The sequence below is a fragment of the Acidovorax sp. WCS2018Noco2-16 genome (assembly GCF_031843945.1).
Lineage (GTDB): Bacteria > Pseudomonadota > Gammaproteobacteria > Burkholderiales > Burkholderiaceae_C > Paracidovorax.
Genome location: NZ_JAVTJJ010000001.1, coordinates 521,173 through 539,254, shown reverse-complemented (window position 1 = coordinate 539,254; position 18,082 = coordinate 521,173). Strand labels below are relative to the sequence as shown.

Below are 18,082 nucleotides of genomic sequence, written 5' to 3'. Positions count from 1 at the left end.
CGAACTTGCGCTAGCTGTGTGCCCCAGTGGCTCCCGGCCGAAGCATTTTCATCTGAAGGCCGTTGGCGGCGAAGCTGCTAATCTCGCCGCCCCTGACCCTCTGCTTTCCAAAGTGATTCGTTCGAGGCGCAGCGGGAATCCATGAATTCTTCAAAAAACGGAAATCGACAATGAGCAACAAGAGAGTGGGAGTGGCGGCGGCCACTGCGGTGGCCGTGGCTGTGGTGGCGTATGGTGGCGCAACTTGGTACTTCGGGCAGCGTGTGCAGGCGGAATATCAAGAGGCCGTGGCTGAGCTGCGCAAGGCGCTGGGCGCCGATGTCGTGGTGTCTGACGACTACGACAAGGGGTTCTTCTCGTCGCAGGCGCGCCTGGTGCTGCAGTGGGCGCAAGCCCCTAAGGAAGCCGGCTCCCCCGCGCCGCAGCCGCTGCGGGTGGTGGTCGACAGTGCGGTACGCCACGGCCCGCTGGCGGGCGCACGCGTTGCCGGCGCCGTGGTCGATTCACGTTTTTCCCTGGAAGGGCTGGATGCTGAAACCCAGGCCCGGTTGAGCAAGGCCTCAGCGCCGATCCTGACCAGCGTGCACCATCTGACGGGCAGCCACGACATTCATTTCCAGCTGCCGGCCGGCGAGATGGGTGACGACGGCATGACGATGCGCTGGCAGGAGATGGTCTATGACATGGCCATCAGCCGCGATGGCAAGCATCTCAAGGGCAGCTTTCGCCTGCCCGAGTTTGGCCTGATCGGCATTCCGGATGCCTCAGCCCAGGCCATGGCCGACGAGCAGGAGGAAGAAGAAAACGACAACGACGAAACGGCGGCCGTGGAGCCGGTGGACCGCACGTCGGTCAACCTGCAGGGCATGGAAGGCAGCTTCGACAATGCCGTGATCGATGGCCTCTGGGGCATCGGCCCGGGCAAGGCCGAGTTCCGCGTGGAGCGGGCCTTTGCCAGCGTGGTGCCGGCGGCTGGTGGCGATGCCAAACCCATGATGGACGTCAAGAACATCGTCGGCACCTATGTCATCGAGGCCGCCGACGGCACGCTGGGCATGATGACGAACCTGAAAACGGCCGGGCGCCTCGGCCCGATCGACTTCGAATCGATCGGGTTCGAGGAAAAGATCCAGCGCATCAGCATCGAAGCGATTCGCAGCTTCCAGCGCGTGGTGCTGGACAGCTATCGCGCCGGTGGTGTTGCCAATGCAGTGGCCGCCATGGAGCAGCAAGGCATGACCGTACTGATGGAGAACGCGCCCCGCCTGGTGCAGGCATTGCCCGCCTATTCCATGAAGGTGCAGGCCACCTACCAGGGCAAGACAGGCCAGCTGGACTACGGCGCCGAGGTGCAGCGCGCGCCCACCGACGCCGAAGTGGCCCAGGCAGGCTGGACCCCGGCGTTGATGAAAACCTCGGTGCTGCAAGCCGGCGCGCGGCTGCCCAAGGCCTGGGTGCTGCCGCTGATGCAGTCCACCGGCAAGCCCGAGGCGAAGGAAAAAGACGTGGATGCGATGGTCGGCATGGCCCAGTCTGCAGGCTACGTGCTGCAGGAGGGCGAATTCCTGACCAGCGCCATCAAGCTGCAAGGCGGCCAGCTGACGCTGAACGGCAAGACCACGCCGTTGCCGCCAGGGCTTTTTCGCTGACATGTTCTGACCCAAGGAGGTGCTGGCTTTCGTGCCAGCGCGTTTCCCTTCAAAGCCCCCAGCCAGCCGCTGCGGGCTTTTTTCATGCGGCTCTCTCCCCGCGATTTCCACGATTGCGCGCGTCTAGGGGTTTGCCGCAATAAACTGCAGCGTTGCGCAACGGGAGATTCATACATGCACTCGGACATCGCGATCGTCGGCGGCGGGGCTGGCGGGCTGGAACTGGCGGCCCGGTTGGGCCGCAGCCTGGGTGCGAAGCAGGGGCGCGAGCGCGTGCTGCTGGTGGACCGCTCTCCCTTTCACATCTGGAAGCCCACGCTGCACGAAGTGGCTGCCGGCACGCTGGATGCGCACCAGGAAGGCCTGTCGTACCCGGTGTTGGCGCGGCGCAACCATTTCGGCTTTGCCATCGGCGACCTGGTGGGGCTGGACACGGCCCGCAAGACCATCGAGCTGGGCGAGATCCGCAATGCCGAGGGCGACCTGCTGGTGCCGCGCCGCACGGTGAGCTACACGCGGCTGGTGCTGGCCATCGGCAGCGGCTCCAACGCCTTCGGCACTCCGGGCATCGAACACGCTTATCTGCTGGAGAACGTGCGCGACGCGCAGCGCTTTCACTCCGACTGGCTGGGCGCCTGTGCGCGTGCTTCGTTCGCGGACAACCGGGCGCTGTCGATCGCCATCGTGGGTGCCGGCGCGACAGGCGTGGAGCTGTCGGCCGAGTTGCTGGAAGCGCATGCCGAGCTGCTGGGCAGCCTGAGCAGCAGCCAGCGCTTTCGGCTCGACATCACGCTGGTCGAGGGCGGCAGCCGCATTCTGGGCGGGCTGCCCGAGCAGATCTCTGCGCAGGCCGACGTGGCGCTGCGCCGCAAGCAGGTGCAGGTGCTGACCGACACGCGCGTGACCGAGATCCGCAAGGGCGCGCTGGTGACGCCGGCCGGCGAAATCCCGGCCGACCTGGTGGTGTGGGCCGCCGGCATCAAGGCCGCCGAAGGCAATGCGCTGCTGGGGCTGGCGGTGAACCGGCTCAACCAGTTCATCGTGGACGACCGGCTGCGCACTTCGGTGCCCGACGTGCTGGCCCTGGGCGACTGCGCCGCCTGCCCGTGGAAAGACGGCAACACCGTGCCCGCCCGCGCGCAGGCCGCACACCAGCAGGCCGACTACCTCGCCCGCGTGCTGGGCGCCTTGCTGCGCGAGCGCGAAGTGGCCGAGGCCTTCGTCTACAAGGACTTCGGCTCGCTCGTTTCCTTGGGCGACAACAAGGGCGTGGGCAACCTGATGGGGGGCCTGGGTGGCCGCAACTTCTTCGTCAACGGGCTGATCGCCAAGTGGATGTACATCTCACTGCATCTGAACCACCACCGGGCCATTCTGGGCATTGGCAAGACGGCGGTGCTGGCGCTGGCGCGGCTGCTGCAGCAGCGGGTGTCGGGACGGCTGAAGCTGCATTGACCGGCATGGTCTGAAACACAGCTGATGCTATTGAATACATAGCTGATTGCGCTTGATTTCATTGGCTTTCCAATATAAAAGATATTGAAAGCCTTATGCAGCAAGCGCTACCAGCTCACTTTTTTGATTCAGCCGATCAGCAGCTTCTGCACCAGGTCGGCGGCGGTGGACGCGTGGTACTTGCGCATCAGTCGCGCGCGGTAGATCTCCACCGTGCGGTGGCTGATGTTCAGTGCGCGGCCGATTTCTTTGGAGGTAAGCCCGTCCAGCAGCCGCGCCGCCACCTCGCGTTCGCGGCCCGTGAGTTCGGCCTTGACCGAGCGCTCCGCGCTCAGGTCTTCAAAGCTCCAGATGCCCGATTCGTGCGGCGCCTCGCGGTTAAGGGCGCGGCCCGACACGTGGCACCAGAACATCTCGCCGCTGGAGCGCTTCATGATGCGGTTGTCGGCGTAGTGGCCGTGCGCGTTCAGAATGGGCTCCATGCGCCGGCCCAGCCGCTCGTACTCGTCGGCGCTGGGGTAGAGAATGCGAAAGGACTGGCCGATCAGCACCTCGCGGGAGGCGCCGAACATCTCGCACACCTGCCGGTTGCAATCCACCATGGTGCGGTTGCGGGAGATGACCAGCCCCACCGGGGCCATATCGAACGCAAGGCGGTAGTCGGCGATATCCATGGAAGTCTTTAGGGAAAACTACGTAATAAAGTACGTAGTATCGTAGCGCGATCAGTAGCGCCATTCATCTTGATGAGGAGTCACCAGTGAACAAGATCTTTCCCAATGCGACCGAGGCGCTCAAGGGCGTCGTCGCCGATGGCCAGTTGATGGCCGTGGGCGGCTTCGGGCTGTGCGGCATTCCCGAGGCGCTGATCGACGCGCTGCGTGATTCCGGCACCAAGGACCTCACCGTCATTTCCAACAACGCCGGCGTGGACGGTTTCGGCCTGGGCAAGCTGCTGGAGACGCGGCAGATCAAGAAGATGATCTCGTCCTATGTGGGCGAGAACAAGGAGTTCGAGCGCCAGTACCTGGCCGGCGAGCTGGAGCTGGAATTCACGCCCCAGGGCACGCTGGCCGAAAAGCTGCGTGCCGGTGGCGCGGGCATTCCGGCGTTCTTCACCAAGACCGGCGTGGGCACGATGGTGGCCGAGGGCAAAGAGCTGCGCGAATTCGACGGCGAGACCTACGTGATGGAGCGCTCGCTGGTGCCCGACGTGTCGCTGGTCAAGGCGCACCGCGCCGACAAGTCCGGCAACCTGCAGTTCCGCCTCACGGCACGCAACTTCAACCCTGCTGCGGCCACTGCCGGCAAGGTCTGCATCGTCGAAGTCGAAGAGATCGTCGAGACCGGCCAGATCGCCCCCGACGACGTGCATCTGCCGGGCATCTACGTGCACCGCATCGTGCACAACCCGACACCTGAAAAACGCATCGAAAAGCGAACTGTCTCGGCTGCAGTCCCGGTGGATGCCGCAGCTGCCAAGGTCGAGGCCCAGGCCGTCATCGCCCAGGCTGCCGCCAGCAGCGAAGTGGAAGTGCCGGTGCCCACCGTGCCCGCCAACCAACAAAAAGGAGCCTGAGATGCCCTGGACCCAAGACCAGATGGCCGCACGCGCGGCGCAAGAGCTGGAAGACGGCTTCTATGTGAACCTGGGCATCGGCATTCCGACCCTGGTGGCCAACCACACGGGCACCAAGGAAGTGTGGCTGCAGTCCGAAAACGGCATGCTCGGCATCGGCGCGTTTCCGACCGAAGACGCGGTGGACGCCGACCTGATCAACGCAGGCAAGCAGACGGTGACGACCATTCCCGGCTCCGCCATCTTCGGCAGCGACCAGTCGTTCGCGATGATCCGTGGCGGCAAGATCAACCTGTCGATTCTGGGCGCGATGCAGGTCAGCGAAAAGGGCGACCTGGCCAACTGGATGATCCCCGGCAAGATGGTCAAGGGCATGGGCGGTGCCATGGACTTGGTGGCTGGCGTCAAGCGCGTGATCGTGCTGATGGAGCACGTCGCCAAGAAGAAAGACGGCACTGAAGATCTGAAGATCCTGCCCGAGTGCACGCTGCCCCTGACGGGCGTGGCCGTGGTGGACCGCATCATCACCGACCTGGCCGTGCTCGATGTGACGCCCGAAGGCCTGAAGGTCGTCGAGCTGGCGCCTGAAGTCAGCTTCGAGGCGCTGCAGGCCAAAACTGGCGTGACGCTGATCCGCTGAAAGTGCGGGGCAGGGCGTGCGATGGCTTCTGGCACGCAGCCCGTGGCAACGACGGCCGATGAGGCGCTGCGCGGCCTCTGGCTGCAGGCCGGCTTGCCGCTAGAGGCGCTCGCCTTTGCCCAGCTGACCGGCGCCGACCCGGTTATGCCGTCGTCGTTCGCCGTCGGCGTTGCCGCGCAGGCCAGCATTGCAGCGGCCGCACTGGCGGCCTGCGAATTGCCCACCAGCGCGGTGCAGCCCGCCAGCAGGTGGCGGTGGACATGGCCCATGCCGCCATCGAATGCACCGGCTGGTTCAGCCTGGATGGGCAAGCGCCCGATTTGTGGGACGCGTTGTCGGGGCTGTACCGCTGCGCCGACGGGTTCGTGCGCCTTCACGCCAATTTTGCGCACCACCGCGATTCCGGCTTTGGCGCATTGCAGGCCGTGCGGCACAGCGCTCAGCTGTCGCGCACTCCGGCCGGCTGGTCGCGGCCTTCGGTGCCGCCGGGAACGCACCCGCCGCACTGGCCCTGACCGTCGTCAATCGCCCTTGGCCGTTTGGCCGCCGACCCCGGCAAATCACTTTACAGTCGCCGCTGGCATCTACCCCCGTCTTCTGCTTTTCGACCAGCGCATGAACGCCCAGAACCCTACCGTTGCTGATCTTCCCCTTTCGGAAGAAGGCGCTTGCGACAACCTGCACTACCCGCGTGCGGTGACCGACATGGCCGAGCGTTGCAAGGTGGTTGCGCAGGACGCGGCCTACACTGACAAAGGCATCAAGCTGCTGGAAAAGGGTGCGCGCGTGGACAACCGGCTGTACGAGCGCTTGGTACAGCACAAGCTTCGCGGCTCCATCGACAGCCAACTCAGCGTGTAGAACGCGGTCGATGTGCCTTCGCTGATTGCCGCCGCGCGGGCGCAGTGCGCGCAAGATCCATTGCCCATGCTGCTGTCGCATGCGCTGGGCGGCCCCGACCGTTTGCTGGCACCACTGCAGTTCGTGCCGCTGCCGCAGCCCATGGCTTTCAAGCTGACCGTCATGCGCGAGCAGCGGCCCGACCTGCTGGCCCACAGCCTGCGCATGGCGCTGATAGCGTTGTACCTGGGCGTGCAAAGCGGCTGGAGCGAACGCGAGTGCATTCCGCTGGCGGCTGCAGCGCTGCTGCATGACATCGGCGTGCTGCACATGGACCCGGTCTGGCGTGACCCCTACCACAAGGGTGACGGGTGCTGGCCGCAAGCACCCGGTGTCGGCCATGCTGATGGTGCGGGCGCAGGCGTATGCCAAGTCGGTTGAAACTGCGGTGCTGGAGCACCACGAACGCATGGACGGCACCGGCTACCCGCGCAGCCTGCAGGGCAACGCCATCTCGCCGATGGGGCAGATCCTGATGCTGGCCGAGGTGGCCGCGGCTTTTTTTGAAAAGTACCAGGACGACGCGCCCGCGCAGCGCCTGTCGCTCAGCCTGCGGTTGAACCACCGCAAGTTTTCTGCACCGCTGGCGTCATTGCTGCTGCCCCTGTTGCAACAGGCCGCCGTGGGGCAGGGCGGCATGCAGGCGGAGCAGCCCCTGTCCGCAAAGGACGAGGCCGCGCAGCACATCGCCACCCTGGCCGATGCCTTCCAGGCCTGGGACGACGCCCGCAAGGCGCTGCCGGCCGCCTGGCTGGCGCTGCCCACCGGCCGGGCCTGTGCTTTTGTAGACATGCGCCTGACTGCGCTGCAGAAGGCGCTGTACGAGGCCGGCTCGCACCCCCACCAGCAGGCCGAGATGCTGGTGCACCTGGAGGGCGACGCGCAAGGCATGGTCGAGCTGGAACTGCTGAACCGCGAGGCGATCTGGCAGCTGCAAAGCATCCTGAATGCCAGCCACAGCCGCTGGCCCTTGCTGGCGGACCGTGCCGATGCGGGCGACGCCTGTGTGGCGGACTGGCAAGACCAGTGCACGCAACTGCTGGCGGCAATTTAGTCCGATAGACCGCCATTGATCGCCGCATTGCGGTTGAGGATCCGGTGACACGTGGTGAAGATGCCGAGGTGTGATGCCTGCTGAATACTGTATATTTAAACAGCATCAAGTCATCACCATGTTTGTCCACCCCGCGCTCTCCGCTGCCCCTTCTTTGCCCAGGCTCGCCCTGAGGCGGGCTGAAAGCGCCTGCGAGTTGCCTGGTGTCTGGCGTGCCGATGGCATGGAGCAGGGCCCGCAGCGGACCCAGCCATCAGGCCATGCGCTGCTGGATGCGCAACTGCCCGGTGGTGGGTGGCCGCTGGGCGCCATGTCGGAGATCCTGTTGCCCGCGCACGCTTTCCATGAATGGCGTCTGGTGCTGCCCGCACTCGCCGGTGCCATCGCCGCCGGTCTGCCCGGCCAGGTGGTGCTGGTGGCACCTCCGCACGTGCCTTTCGGGCCGGTGCTGGTGATGGGTGGGTTGCCGGCACACCGGGTATGCCGCATCGTGGCAGGGCCCCATCAGGGTGCGCAGGCTGCCTGGGCCGCCGAACAAGCCCTGCGCTGCCGCGATGTGCTGGCGGTACTGGCCTGGTTGCCCCAGGCTGCCCCCGAGGTACTGCGGCGGCTGCAGCTGGCGGCTGCCCACCAGGGGCGGCTGCTCTGGGTCTTTCGGCCTGAACAGCTGCGCATGCAGGCATCGCCCGCGCCGTTGCGGCTCTGGGCGCAATCGGGTGGCGATGCCGATGTCGTCCAGGTGCACGTTCTCAAGCGCCGCGGCCCGCCCGTGGTGGTGCCCGTGCTGTTGCCGGCTTGCGACGCGCGATTGGCGGCGGTGCTGCAAGCCCAGGCGCGGCGTCGCCAGGCAGCGCAAGAAGCAGCGCAGCAGCAGTGGCAGGAAAGCCAGCAGCGCCTGCAGACCCTGCGTGCACTCGGGCTTCCCATCGAACCATCGCCGCGCCATGCACTGGATCGCACTGCCCCTGCCCGCGCCTGACCCGCAGCCCGGCGGCGTGCCTGTGCAGGCACATGGCTGGTGGGCGTTGCGCTTCACGCCGCGCGTGGCATTGCTGGAAGAGGCCCTGCTCATCGAGGTGGGCAGCGTGGCGCGGCTCTGGGGCGGTGTGCCGGCATTGCTGCAACTGCTGCAGCGGCATCGCCCGCTACCCTTGCCCGCAGCGGATGGCCAGGGTTGCAGCGCCGCATTGCAGCCGCCAGACGAATCCGGCCCAGCCCAGGCCCCCACGGCCTTGCAGGCGCTGGCGCAACTGCGGTTGTTGCAGACCAGCCGCCCCTTGCCGCGCCGCCTGCCGTACGACCTGCCACTGCGTACCTTGACCGACCTGCGCCCCCATGCGGCCGAGCTGGAGCACATGGGCTGCCGCACCTGGGGCGCCGTGCGCGCCTTGCCGCGTGCCGGCCTGGCGCGCCGGCTGGGCGCTGGCCCCTTGCTGGCGCTGGACAGGGCGTGGGGCGACGTGCAGCACCTGCCGCCCTGGCTGCAGGCCCCCGAAAGCTTCGCCATGGAGGCCGAACTGCCGGCCCTCGCCGAATCGGCCGATGCGCTGCTCTGGTCCGCCAGCCGCCTGTTGGGCGCGTTGCAATCGTGGCTGCAGGCGCGGCATCAGGGCGCGCTGGCGTTGTCGCTGGGCTGGCGCCACGATCTGCGCCGCATCGACGGCGTGGACTTGCCCGCCTGGCAAAGCCTGGAAGTGCGCACCGCCCAGCCCGTTCAGGAAATGACCCACTTGCGACGCCTGCTGGCCGAGCGACTGGGCCGTCAGCAGTTGGCAGCGCCGGTGAATCGCATTGCGCTGAAGGCCTTGCAGACGGCGCCCTGGACGGGCGACAGCATCAGCTTGCTGCCCCCGGGCCCGCACGACATGCCGGGCGAGCCCTGGCACCAGTTGCTGGAGCGCCTGTCTGCCCGACTGGGAGCCGGCCGTGTGCAGGGCCTGCGTCTTGTGGCCGATCATCGGCCCGAAGGCATGCAGGAATGGCAGGCGCTCGAAGGCTCAGCCGCAGGCGGTGGCCTCTGCGCTGCGACGGTCTTGCCTGCCGATGCCCGCGCCGTGCTGTGGCCGCGCTGGCTGGTGCAGCCGCCGCGCGCCTTGGCCCTGCAGGGCAGCCGCCCTTGCCTGCAAGGCCCGCTGCGCCTGCTGGTGGGGCCGCAGCGGTTTGAAACCGCGTGGTGGGAGGCCGGGTCGCAGGAGCAGAACGCACCGGCCGCCGAGATGCCGGTCATGCCAGGCGAGGCGGCCGCCGGACCTGCGCGGCGCGACTACTTCGTGGCGCACAACGCCACCGTCGGCCATGTCTGGATCTTTCGTGACCTGCAGGGTCGGTGGTTCCTGCACGGGATTTATGGCTGAATCTTGCTGAACGGCACTGCCGTCAGCCAACGGCTCAACTCGCCAATGGCGCCACGCCCAGCCGCTCGTGCAGGCGCGTGCTGGTGGTCGTGTATTGCAGCGCCACCTTGTCGCCCGAGAGATATTCGGCAGCGCTGAAGGCCGCCAGCGTGGCTTCGTGGAAGCCGCACAAAATCAGCTTGCGCTTGCCCGGATAGGTGTTGATGTCGCCCACCGCGTGGATGGCCGGCACGCTGGTGCGGAAGGCGGCGGTGTCCACCACCAGTTGCTTGCGCTCGATGGCCAGGCCCCAGTCGGCAATCGGCCCCAGGCGCGGGGATATGCCCAGGTAGGCGAGCAGCAGATCCAGCGGCAGGCGCTCCTCGCCGCCCTCGGGTGTGGTCAGGCGCAGCGCCTGCAGCATGCTGCCGTCCGCCGATGCTTCGATACCGTTGATCTGCCCGGCCACCACGCGAATGCGGCCGGCTTCGCGCAGCGCCGCCAGCTGGGCCAGCGCCTCGGGCGGGGCCTGGAAGGCATCGCGCCGGTGCAGCAGGGTGATGCTGGCGGGCGTGTTTTCAGTCTGATTGCCCAGCGCGACGGCGGCCATCACGGCCGGCTCTTCGCCGCCATGCACCACCACATGGCGCGCGGATGTATTGACTGTCAACGATGCGGCATCGGGGTGATAGAGAACCTGCGTGCCCGTGAAGGCGTCGATGCCATCGGCCTTCACGGTGCGGGGCACGAAGGCGCCCACGCCGGCGGCGATGAACACCGTGCGGGCCAGCAGCCGGGTGCCGGCCGAGGTTTGCAGCAGCACGCGGCCGTCATCCTGCAGCGCCAGCGCAGACACCACCTGGCTCAGATGCCGCTGCGGTGCGAACGGCGCGATCTGCCGCTCCAGCAGCGTCACCAGTTCCCGGCCAGTGCACACGGGCACGCCGGGAATGTCATAGATGGGCTTGTCTGCATACAGCTCGGCGCACTGGCCGCCCGTGTAGGGCAGGGCGTCGATCAGATGGGCGTGAATGCCGTGCAGCCCCAGCTGGAAGACCTGCCACAGGCCCACCGGCCCCGCGCCAATGACGACAGCGTCAACAGCCAGGGGTTCTTGGGGTGCTGGGCCGGTCACGTGCAATGCGAGGTCGAAACCGAGATCAGCGGATCAGGTCGGCAATCTTGCCCGGCTTGCCGTTCCACTCGTCGGCGTCGGGCAAGGGGGGCTTGCGCTTGGTGATGCTCTTGAACTGGGGCGACAGCTCGGCGTTGATCTTGATGAACGCGATCTGGTCTGCGGGCAGATCTTCTTCGGCAAAGATGGCATTGGCAGGGCATTCGGGAATGCACACGGCGCAATCGATGCACTCGTCAGGGTCGATCACGAGAAAGTTGGGGCCCTCGCGGAAGCAGTCCACGGGGCACACGTCCACGCAATCGGTGAACTTGCACTTGATGCAGTTTTCGGAAACGACGTGAGTCATGGCTCGTCAATGTCTTTGTAATCGGGGGTAACCCGCGATTTTAGGCCGTTTCAGGGGCCGGGCTGTGGGCCCGGCCCTTGCGGCGGGAAGGATTCGTGCCCTGGGTCAACGTACCAGCGCTGCGCCAGCGGTCCTGTGGCTGGCGGTGTCTACCAGAATCAGCGAGCCCAGCACGCGGGCTTGCGTGAAGGGCGCAGCGGGCAGGGGCTCTTGCAGCAGCAGTTCCACATGGCCGATGGCGTTGGGGTCGAGCTGCGAAGCGTCTTCTTCGGCCAGGGTGTTGATGTCCAGCCGGTGCACCACGCGTCGCACCTTGGCCTTGACCCAGCGGTGGCCGTGCAGCGCCCAGTACACGCGCCCCGCCACCAGCGGCTCGTCGTCCATCCAGGCGACGGTGGTGAGCAGCTCGCGCTGGCCGGGCCAGGCGGGCACCGACGCCGGCGTGTCGAAATCGTCATCGCCGGCCGCCTGCGCTGGGGCCACGGGCGCGGCCAGAATCCAGTCGCCGCGCGACACGTCCACCTCGCGGTCGAGCACGATGCCGGCGCTGGTGCCGGCCTGCACGTTGCCGGGGCGGCGCGCATGGTCGAGCACCTGGGCTACGGTGGCCAGCTGGCCGCTTGGGAAGACCTGCACGGCCGTGCCCGGCGTGACCTGGCCCGCAGCGACGCGGCCCCAGAAAACACGGCGGCCTTGCGATGTGTCGGCCGAGCCCGAGAACTTCTCGACCCACTGCACCGGGAACGCGACGGGCAGCGCCACGTCCGCAGGCGTGTTGGGCAGCAGCTCCAGCAGCTGCAGCAGGCTGGGGCCGTCATAGCCGCACCAGCCGGGAGTGCCGTCGACGACGTTGAAGCCCTTCAATGCCGACACCGGCACCGTGGCGCGCACGGCGATGCCGGCGGCCTGCGCGAACTGGTCGAGGGCCGCGCGGATGTGGGTGAAGGCGAGGGCCGGATCTGCCACTGCGTCCAGCTTGTTCACGGCGAACACCAGCGAGGGCACGCGCAGCAGATTGACCAGCAGCGAGTGGCGGCGCGTCTGCGGCAGCAGGGCCAGTTGCGGGTTCTTCCAGTCGAGCTTGGTGGCATCGACCAGCACCACGGCGGCGTCGGCGCTGCTCGCGGCCGTGACCATGTTGCGCGTGTACTGCTCATGGCCCGGCGCGTCGCCGATGATGAACTTGCGCGTTTCGGTGGCGAAGTAGCGGTAGGCCACGTCGATGGTGATGCCCTGTTCGCGCTCGGCGGAAAGGCCGTCGGTCAGCAGCGCCAGATCGGTCTCGCCGCCGCGCTGCACGCCTGCCAGGTGGTCTTGCAGCACGGCCCGGCTGTCGACCAGCAGGCGGCCGATCAGCGTGCTCTTGCCGTCATCGACCGAGCCGCAGGTGATGAACTTGAGCGCAGATTGATGGTCATTTAGGCCTGTAGCGCTTGATGGATAAGCGTTGGCAGCTATCAAATTAGTAGTGGTCATCAGAAATACCCGTCCTTCTTGCGCTTTTCCATCGATGCGTCGCTGGTCTGGTCGTCCATGCGGGTGGCGCCGCGCTCGCTCACGTCGGCGGCCAGCGTCTCGATGACGATGTCGGCAGCGGTGGCGGCCGTGCTCTCCACCGGGGCGGTGCAGGTGATGTCGCCCACGGTGCGAAAGCGCACGTCGCGCGTTTCCACGGTTTCGCCGTCGCGCGGCGGTGTCAGCTCGGTCACCGGCATCAGCATGCCGCGGCGATTCACCACCTGGCGCTTGTGGGTGTAGTAAATGCTGGGCAGGGCGATGTTTTCGCGCTCGATGTATTGCCACACGTCCAGCTCGGTCCAGTTGCTGATCGGGAACACACGAAAGTGCTCGCCGGGCGCCAGACGCGTGTTGAACAGCGTCCACAGCTCGGGCCGCTGGGCCTTCGGAGCCCACTGGCCGAAGCTGTCGCGGTGCGAAAAGATGCGCTCCTTGGCGCGGGCCTTTTCCTCGTCGCGGCGGGCGCCGCCGATCAGCGCGTCGAAGCGGAATTCTTCAATCGCCTCGAGCAGCGTGACCGACTGGTGCACGTTGCGCGACTCGCCTGGATGCGCCAGGCGCACGGTGCCGCGCGCCATCGAATCTTCGACGCTGCGCACGATCAGCTCGGCCCCCAGTTCCTTGGCACGGAAGTCGCGAAAGTCGGTCACTTCCGAAAAGTTGTGGCCCGTGTCGATCATCAGCAGCGGGTAAGGGATGCGGCCCGCGCCAAAAGCCTTTTCGGCGCACTTGAGCATCACCAGTGAGTCCTTGCCGCCTGAAAAGAGCAAGGTGGGGCGTTCGAAGGCGGCGGCCACCTCGCGCAGGATGAAGATGGTTTCTTCTTCCAGCGCGTTCAGGTGGCGGTTGCTGAGCTGGCTCAGCGCCGTGGCTTGGGGTTCATCGATTCGGGCGTTCATGCGCTTTGCTTCGCTTTCTGTGCTGCTTGTCTTTGCAAGGCGGGCTGAATGGATCGAGCTCAAGCCGCCTCGGTCTGCCGGAAATGCGGCAGCGGCTGGTCCACGTCGCCCTGGTAGAAGGCCGGAAAGCGGTCGAGCTGGCGCTGGGCGTCGGCGATGTCCAGGCCTTCGCGCAGCACCGCCACGTCGAAGCCGCAACGGGCCATCTGCGCCACCTGGTCGACCAGCACGTCGCCCGTGGCGCGGATCTCGCCGGCGAACTTCACGCGCTGGCGCAGCAGGCGGGCCTGGCTGTAGGCACGGCCGTCGGTGAACTTCGGAAAGTGCAGGTCGATGCGCGTCACGCCGGACAGGTCTTGCAGCAGCGGATCGGCGTCATTGGCCAGTTCAAGCACTTTTTGGCCTTCCGCGCTTGTGGAATGGGCGCTGGCAGCTATCAATTTCATAGTGATTCTCAAAAAGGCTCAGGCGTTGGCGGGGGCGGATTGCGGGGCCTCGGCCGGGTGGCGGGCCGCATTGCCGGCGAGCTTGAACGGCTCGATGCCGACGCGGCGCACCGTGTCGATGAAGTTTTCGTGGCGCGGGCCGCTGGCGGAGTCGGCTTCGATGGCCTGGCGCTGTTCGCGGTAGGTGGCCAGCAGGGCCTCGATCACGCCGGGAATCTCCGACGCGCTGAACGACGGGCCGATGGCCTTGCCCGGCTGGGCGGGGCCGGAGAGATCCGAGCCGTCGGCGCCGCCGAGCGTGACCTGGTACCACTCCTTGCCGTCCTTGTCGACGCCCAGAATGCCGATGTGGCCGCTGTGGTGGTGGCCGCAGCTGTTGATGCAGCCGCTGATGTGCAGGTCGATCTCGCCCAGGTCCCACAGCTCGTCCAGGTCTTGGTAGCGCTCGGTGATGGCCTCGGCAATGGGCAGCGAACGCGCGTTGGCCAGCGAGCAGAAGTCGCCGCCGGGGCAGGCGATCATGTCGGTCAACAGGCCAATGTTGGGCTGCGCCAGGCCCAGGGCCTTGGCCGCCTTGTAGAGCGCGGGCAACTGGTCGCGGCGCACCCAGGGCAGCACCAGGTTCTGCTCGTGCGTCACGCGCATCTCGCCGGCCGAGAAGCGGTCGGCCAGGTCGGCGGCGGCTTCCATCTGGTCGGCCGTGGCGTCGCCGGGCGCATAACCCAGGCGCTTGAACGACAGCACCACGGCGCGCAGCTGCGGCAGGCGGTGGGGTTCGACGTTGCGGGTCAGCCAGCGGCCGAAGTCCTTGTCTTCTTCCGTGGCGGTGCGCAGCAGGGCCAGCGTTTCGGCTTCGGCATCGGCGGGCGACAGGTCCAGTGCGGGCTCCTGGAAGTTGGCCGCCACGCGGTCGTATTCGGCCTGCGTGATGGTGTGCGGGCCGCCTTCCACTTCCACGATCTGGCGAAACTCTTCATCGACCTGGTCGATGAAGCTCTGGCCTTCGGACTTCACCAGAATCTTGATGCGCGCCTTCCAGAGGTTGTCGCGCCGGCCGTAGCGGTTGTAGACGCGAATCACCGCTTCCAGGTAATTCATCAACTGGTTCCACGGCAGGAAGTCGCGCAGCACCGGGCTGATGGTCGGCGTGCGGCCCATGCCGCCGCCTACGCGCACCTTGAAGCCCAGTTCATCGGTGGCGTTCTTGACCAGCTGCAGGCCCACGTCGTACCAGCCCAGCGCAGCGCGGTCTTCGCGTGCGCCGTTCAGCGACACCTTGAACTTGCGCGGCAGGAAGGCGAATTCGGGGTGCAGCGTGCTCCACTGGCGCAATATTTCGGCGAAGGGGCGCGGGTCGGCGATCTCGTCGGCGGCGATGCCGGCCAGCGCGTCGCTGTTGATGTTGCGGATGCAGTTGCCGCTGGTCTGAATGCCGTGCAGCTGCACGCTGGCCAGCAGGTCCATCACGTCGGCGCTCTTGTCCAGCGGAATCCAGTTGTACTGCACGTTGGTGCGGGTGGTGAAGTGGCCGTAACCGTACTTCAGCCGGGTGCCGATGCGGCGGCCGTCGTGCAGCGGAATGTCGCCCAGTTTCTCCTGCGCGGCCTGCGCGTCGGCCAGCAGGGTGGCGTCTGGCTGGTCGTATTCCCGCGCGATCTTCGCCAGCACGCGCAGCTGGGTGCTGGAGAGCTCGCCGTAAGGCACCGCCACGCGCAGCATGGGCGCATAGCGCTGCACATACCAGCCGTTTTGCAGGCGCAGAGGCTTGAACTCATCGCCTGACAGCTTGCCGGCGTAATAGCGTTCCAGCTGGTCGCGGTATTGCTCTGCCCGCAGGCGGATGAACTGTTTATCGAATTCTGTGTATTGGTACATGGTGGGGCTGTGCGCTGCGGTGCGCACTCAGATCAGAGCCGGGAGTGACGGGGTCGAAACGGACGCCAAATCGTGCCTGCGGGCGACTGTAATAGCCACCCTTATGGACACAAACGATTGTTTCGTGCTGCTCTTATGCCAATAAGCTTATGCACGAGGCTGCATGCGGGCTGGCAAGGTGTGTGCGGCCCCCAGCGCCTGCGCGCCTGATGGGCCGGTTTTTCACGACGCAGCGCGTGGGGCCGCCTCTGCCGGTGCCAGGCGCTCGGGCGCCAGCGCCCGGGCCAACCGGGCATCGAGCGGCAAAGGCTCGCCATGCAGGCGCGCGGCGATCAGCTCTGCGCACAGCAGCGACAGCGTCAGGCCGCGTGCACCCATGGCGGTGCACACCCACAGGCCCGGCCAGGCCAGCGCATCTGCCGGGCCGGCCAGCGGCAGCCGGTCGGTCGATGCGCAGCGCACGCCGGCCCAGGCGCTGGAGGGTGGGTGTTCTGCGAGTTGTTCAGCAGCAGCAGGCAGCAGCACACGCAGCTTGGCGTGGTTGGCTGCATGGGCGGCGGCTTCTTCTTCGGCCGTCAGCGGCAACCGGCTTTCGCCGCGCTCGAAGGTGGAGCCGAGATGCCATTGCGACGAAGACTCTTCCGAGTCGCCCGGCACACAGGGCAACAGATTGCCGTTGCCGTTCACCGGAAACGGCGGCCACGCGGCCTGCGCGCCTGCGGGCACGGTGCCCGATGAAATCTGTCCTCGCAACGACTGCAGCCGCCAGCGGTGCTGCAGCAAGGGCCCGCTGCCGCCAGCGGCCGCCACGACCACGCAGTCGGCCTCTGCCAGCAGCACGCCTTCGGCATCGAAGCACTGCCAGAGGGCCGACGATTCGTCGCGCCGCAGCGTTGCGACCTGCAGCTTGCCGCGCCAGGTGATGGCCTCGTGCGCCAGCAGTTCGGCCACCAGCCGCGCCGGCTTGACCCAGCCGCCGCGCGCATGCCAGCAAGCCACGGTGTCTGCGGGCAGGCCGGCCTGCTCCAATTGGTCGTGCGAGGCGGGCCCGCTCCATGCGTCGCCCGCGCCGTCTTTCCAGTCCGCAGGCACACCGGCGTCGCGGTCGACCCGGTGTTCGAGCACGCCGCAGGCCGCCCAGTCTTGCCCGGGCTTCAAGCCGGGCAGGGCGGCCAGTGCGTTCAAGGTGGTGCGCACACCGCTGCGCGACAGGCGCGACAGCACCGCGTCGTCGCGCGACACATGGGGCGCGAACAGCCCGGCGGGCAGGCCCGACGCACCGGCCGCCGGAGTGGCCGCCTGGTCCAGCACTTGCACACGCCAGCCGCGCCGTGCAAGGCTGCGTGCGGTAGCGGCGCCCGACATGCCGCCGCCGATGACGACGCAGCGCCCCGCCTGGGTTACTGGTGGATCGATGCCTTCGGCCTGCTGCGATACGCGCGGCGTCCATGCAGGGTCGTATGTGGCTTGCAGGTTGTCGCGCTTCGGGGGTGTGCCCGGCACTTTCTGAACGATGAAGCCGCACTGCGCCAGCGCATCGCGCACAGGCCGCGAGATGGTCCAGGTGGCCAGCCGCGTGCCACGCCGGCAGCAGCGCGCCACGGCTTTCAGGGTGTGCGCATCCCACATGCCGGGGTTGCGCTGCGGGCTGAAACCGTCCAGGTACACCGAATCGGCCTGCGGTGCCTGCTGGCGCAGCATGGCCTGTGCGTCGCCCACATACAGAGTGAGCAGCACGGCGCCGCCCTCGAACGACAGGCGGTGCACGCCCGGCAGCAGGCCCCAGAACTGGTCGTGCAGTTGCTGTGCCAGCGGCAGCAGGTCGGGGTGAGCGCCTGCGGCGCGCAGCAGGTCGGCGGCGCTGACCGGCCAGGCCTCGCACGACACGAAATGCAGCAGTCGAGGCCGTTCCGGGTCCGCTGCCCAGGCCGCCCAGGTGACCAGGAAGTTGAGCCCGAAGCCGAAGCCCGTCTCCAGGATGCGCCACTGCGGCTGGCCCTTCCACGCCGCGGGCAGCCCGCAGCCGCGCAGGAACGTGTCGCGCGCCTGCGTGATGCCACCTTGCTCGCTGTGATAGCGGTCGCCGAAGCGCGGGCTGTAGGGCGTGCCGTCTGGCATCCATTCGATGGGTTCGGACATGCGGGGGATTGTCTGTGCGGGCCTGGTTGGTTGGCTGGCGCGCGGAGCGCCGCGCATTGAACTGCATCAGGCCGATGCACGGCTTTCAGCGCAAAAAAGAAAGCCCGGCGA

15 protein-coding genes and 1 pseudogene are annotated in these 18,082 nt (G+C 67.1%); 8 read left to right on the top strand and 8 right to left on the bottom strand.

All coding sequences use genetic code 11. The features are described from left to right. Nucleotides 1–170: 170 nt before the first annotated feature. Both RQI28_RS02390 and RQI28_RS02385 read left to right on the top strand, forming a co-directional pair. Nucleotides 171–1,649, top strand: coding sequence for a DUF945 family protein (locus RQI28_RS02390; RefSeq protein WP_311220988.1), 1,479 nt, complete (start codon nt 171–173; stop codon nt 1,647–1,649). A gap of 174 nt (nt 1,650–1,823) precedes the next feature. Further along, nucleotides 1,824–3,104 (top strand): FAD-dependent oxidoreductase, encoded by a 1,281-nt coding sequence (locus RQI28_RS02385; protein WP_311220987.1) that lies wholly within the window; start codon nt 1,824–1,826, stop codon nt 3,102–3,104. 128 nt (nt 3,105–3,232) lie between these two features. Here the strand turns inward: RQI28_RS02385 and RQI28_RS02380 are convergent, their stop codons facing one another. Beyond that, complete coding sequence (locus tag RQI28_RS02380; protein ID WP_311220986.1) at nt 3,233–3,778, bottom strand: PAS and helix-turn-helix domain-containing protein; 546 nt, start codon at nt 3,776–3,778, stop codon at nt 3,233–3,235. 86 nt (nt 3,779–3,864) lie between these two features. Here RQI28_RS02380 and RQI28_RS02375 point away from each other — a divergent pair, with 86 nt between their 5' ends. The 6 genes and pseudogenes from RQI28_RS02375 to RQI28_RS02340 all read left to right on the top strand — a co-directional run bounded on the left by RQI28_RS02375 (nt 3,865) and on the right by RQI28_RS02340 (nt 9,631). Next, nucleotides 3,865–4,683: a CoA transferase subunit A gene (locus RQI28_RS02375; RefSeq protein ID WP_311220985.1), complete on the top strand. Its 819-nt coding sequence runs from the start codon at nt 3,865–3,867 to the stop codon at nt 4,681–4,683. Between the two features lies 1 nt (nt 4,684). Then, complete coding sequence (locus tag RQI28_RS02370; protein ID WP_311220984.1) at nt 4,685–5,323, top strand: 3-oxoacid CoA-transferase subunit B; 639 nt, start codon at nt 4,685–4,687, stop codon at nt 5,321–5,323. A 260-nt stretch (nt 5,324–5,583) separates the two neighbouring features. Then, nucleotides 5,584–5,838 (top strand): hypothetical protein, encoded by a 255-nt coding sequence (locus tag RQI28_RS19705; protein ID WP_404976842.1) that lies wholly within the window; start codon nt 5,584–5,586, stop codon nt 5,836–5,838. Between the two features lie 100 nt (nt 5,839–5,938). Further along, nucleotides 5,939–7,277, top strand: a pseudogene (locus RQI28_RS19700) (HD-GYP domain-containing protein). A gap of 118 nt (nt 7,278–7,395) precedes the next feature. Beyond that, a complete protein-coding gene (gene imuA, locus RQI28_RS02345; protein WP_311220980.1) occupies nt 7,396–8,256 on the top strand; it encodes a translesion DNA synthesis-associated protein ImuA in 861 nt (286 codons plus the stop codon). Further along, nucleotides 8,222–9,631, top strand: a complete 1,410-nt coding sequence (locus tag RQI28_RS02340; RefSeq protein WP_311220979.1) for a DNA polymerase Y family protein — start codon at nt 8,222–8,224, stop codon at nt 9,629–9,631. Before imuA ends, RQI28_RS02340 begins: the two co-directional genes overlap by 35 nt. 34 nt (nt 9,632–9,665) lie before the next feature. Here RQI28_RS02340 and RQI28_RS02335 read toward each other — a convergent pair whose 3' ends face one another. The 7 genes from RQI28_RS02335 to mnmC all read right to left on the bottom strand — a co-directional run bounded on the left by RQI28_RS02335 (nt 9,666) and on the right by mnmC (nt 17,971). Continuing rightward, entirely contained in the window at nt 9,666–10,745 is a 1,080-nt protein-coding gene (locus RQI28_RS02335) for an NAD(P)/FAD-dependent oxidoreductase (RefSeq protein ID WP_311220978.1), read from the bottom strand. A 25-nt stretch (nt 10,746–10,770) separates the two neighbouring features. After that, a complete protein-coding gene (fdxA, locus tag RQI28_RS02330; protein WP_311220977.1) occupies nt 10,771–11,094 on the bottom strand; it encodes a ferredoxin FdxA in 324 nt (107 codons plus the stop codon). A 105-nt stretch (nt 11,095–11,199) separates the two neighbouring features. Beyond that, nucleotides 11,200–12,570, bottom strand: coding sequence for a GTP-binding protein (locus tag RQI28_RS02325; RefSeq protein ID WP_311220976.1), 1,371 nt, complete (start codon nt 12,568–12,570; stop codon nt 11,200–11,202). After that, nucleotides 12,570–13,511 carry a sulfate adenylyltransferase subunit CysD gene (gene cysD / locus RQI28_RS02320; RefSeq protein WP_311220975.1) on the bottom strand — a complete coding sequence of 314 codons (942 nt, stop codon included), beginning with the start codon at nt 13,509–13,511 and terminating at the stop codon, nt 12,570–12,572. The genes RQI28_RS02325 and cysD overlap by 1 nt, the downstream gene beginning before the upstream one ends. A gap of 59 nt (nt 13,512–13,570) precedes the next feature. Then, nucleotides 13,571–13,957: a DUF934 domain-containing protein gene (locus RQI28_RS02315; RefSeq protein ID WP_311220974.1), complete on the bottom strand. Its 387-nt coding sequence runs from the start codon at nt 13,955–13,957 to the stop codon at nt 13,571–13,573. Nucleotides 13,958–13,975: 18 nt separating this feature from the next. Then, nucleotides 13,976–15,832, bottom strand: a complete 1,857-nt coding sequence (locus RQI28_RS02310; RefSeq protein WP_311220973.1) for a nitrite/sulfite reductase — start codon at nt 15,830–15,832, stop codon at nt 13,976–13,978. Nucleotides 15,833–16,054: 222 nt separating this feature from the next. After that, on the bottom strand, nt 16,055–17,971 hold the full coding sequence (gene mnmC / locus RQI28_RS02305; protein WP_311220972.1) for an FAD-dependent 5-carboxymethylaminomethyl-2-thiouridine(34) oxidoreductase MnmC: 1,917 nt from the start codon (nt 17,969–17,971) through the stop codon (nt 16,055–16,057). Between the last annotated feature and the right edge of the window lie 111 nt (nt 17,972–18,082).

Coding starts and splice junctions, on each gene's coding strand:
- fdxA (WP_311220977.1), bottom strand. CDS start 11,094: ATGACTCACGTCGTTTCCGAAAACTGCATCAAGTGCAAGTTCACCGAT.
- RQI28_RS02370 (WP_311220984.1), top strand. CDS start 4,685: ATGCCCTGGACCCAAGACCAGATGGCCGCACGCGCGGCGCAAGAGCTG.
- RQI28_RS02315 (WP_311220974.1), bottom strand. CDS start 13,957: ATGAAATTGATAGCTGCCAGCGCCCATTCCACAAGCGCGGAAGGCCAA.
- RQI28_RS02310 (WP_311220973.1), bottom strand. CDS start 15,832: ATGTACCAATACACAGAATTCGATAAACAGTTCATCCGCCTGCGGGCA.
- RQI28_RS02380 (WP_311220986.1), bottom strand. CDS start 3,778: ATGGATATCGCCGACTACCGCCTTGCGTTCGATATGGCCCCGGTGGGG.
- imuA (WP_311220980.1), top strand. CDS start 7,396: ATGTTTGTCCACCCCGCGCTCTCCGCTGCCCCTTCTTTGCCCAGGCTC.
- RQI28_RS02390 (WP_311220988.1), top strand. CDS start 171: ATGAGCAACAAGAGAGTGGGAGTGGCGGCGGCCACTGCGGTGGCCGTG.
- RQI28_RS02340 (WP_311220979.1), top strand. CDS start 8,222: ATGCACTGGATCGCACTGCCCCTGCCCGCGCCTGACCCGCAGCCCGGC.
- RQI28_RS19705 (WP_404976842.1), top strand. CDS start 5,584: ATGGCCCATGCCGCCATCGAATGCACCGGCTGGTTCAGCCTGGATGGG.
- RQI28_RS02325 (WP_311220976.1), bottom strand. CDS start 12,570: ATGACCACTACTAATTTGATAGCTGCCAACGCTTATCCATCAAGCGCT.
- RQI28_RS02385 (WP_311220987.1), top strand. CDS start 1,824: ATGCACTCGGACATCGCGATCGTCGGCGGCGGGGCTGGCGGGCTGGAA.
- mnmC (WP_311220972.1), bottom strand. CDS start 17,971: ATGTCCGAACCCATCGAATGGATGCCAGACGGCACGCCCTACAGCCCG.
- cysD (WP_311220975.1), bottom strand. CDS start 13,511: ATGAACGCCCGAATCGATGAACCCCAAGCCACGGCGCTGAGCCAGCTC.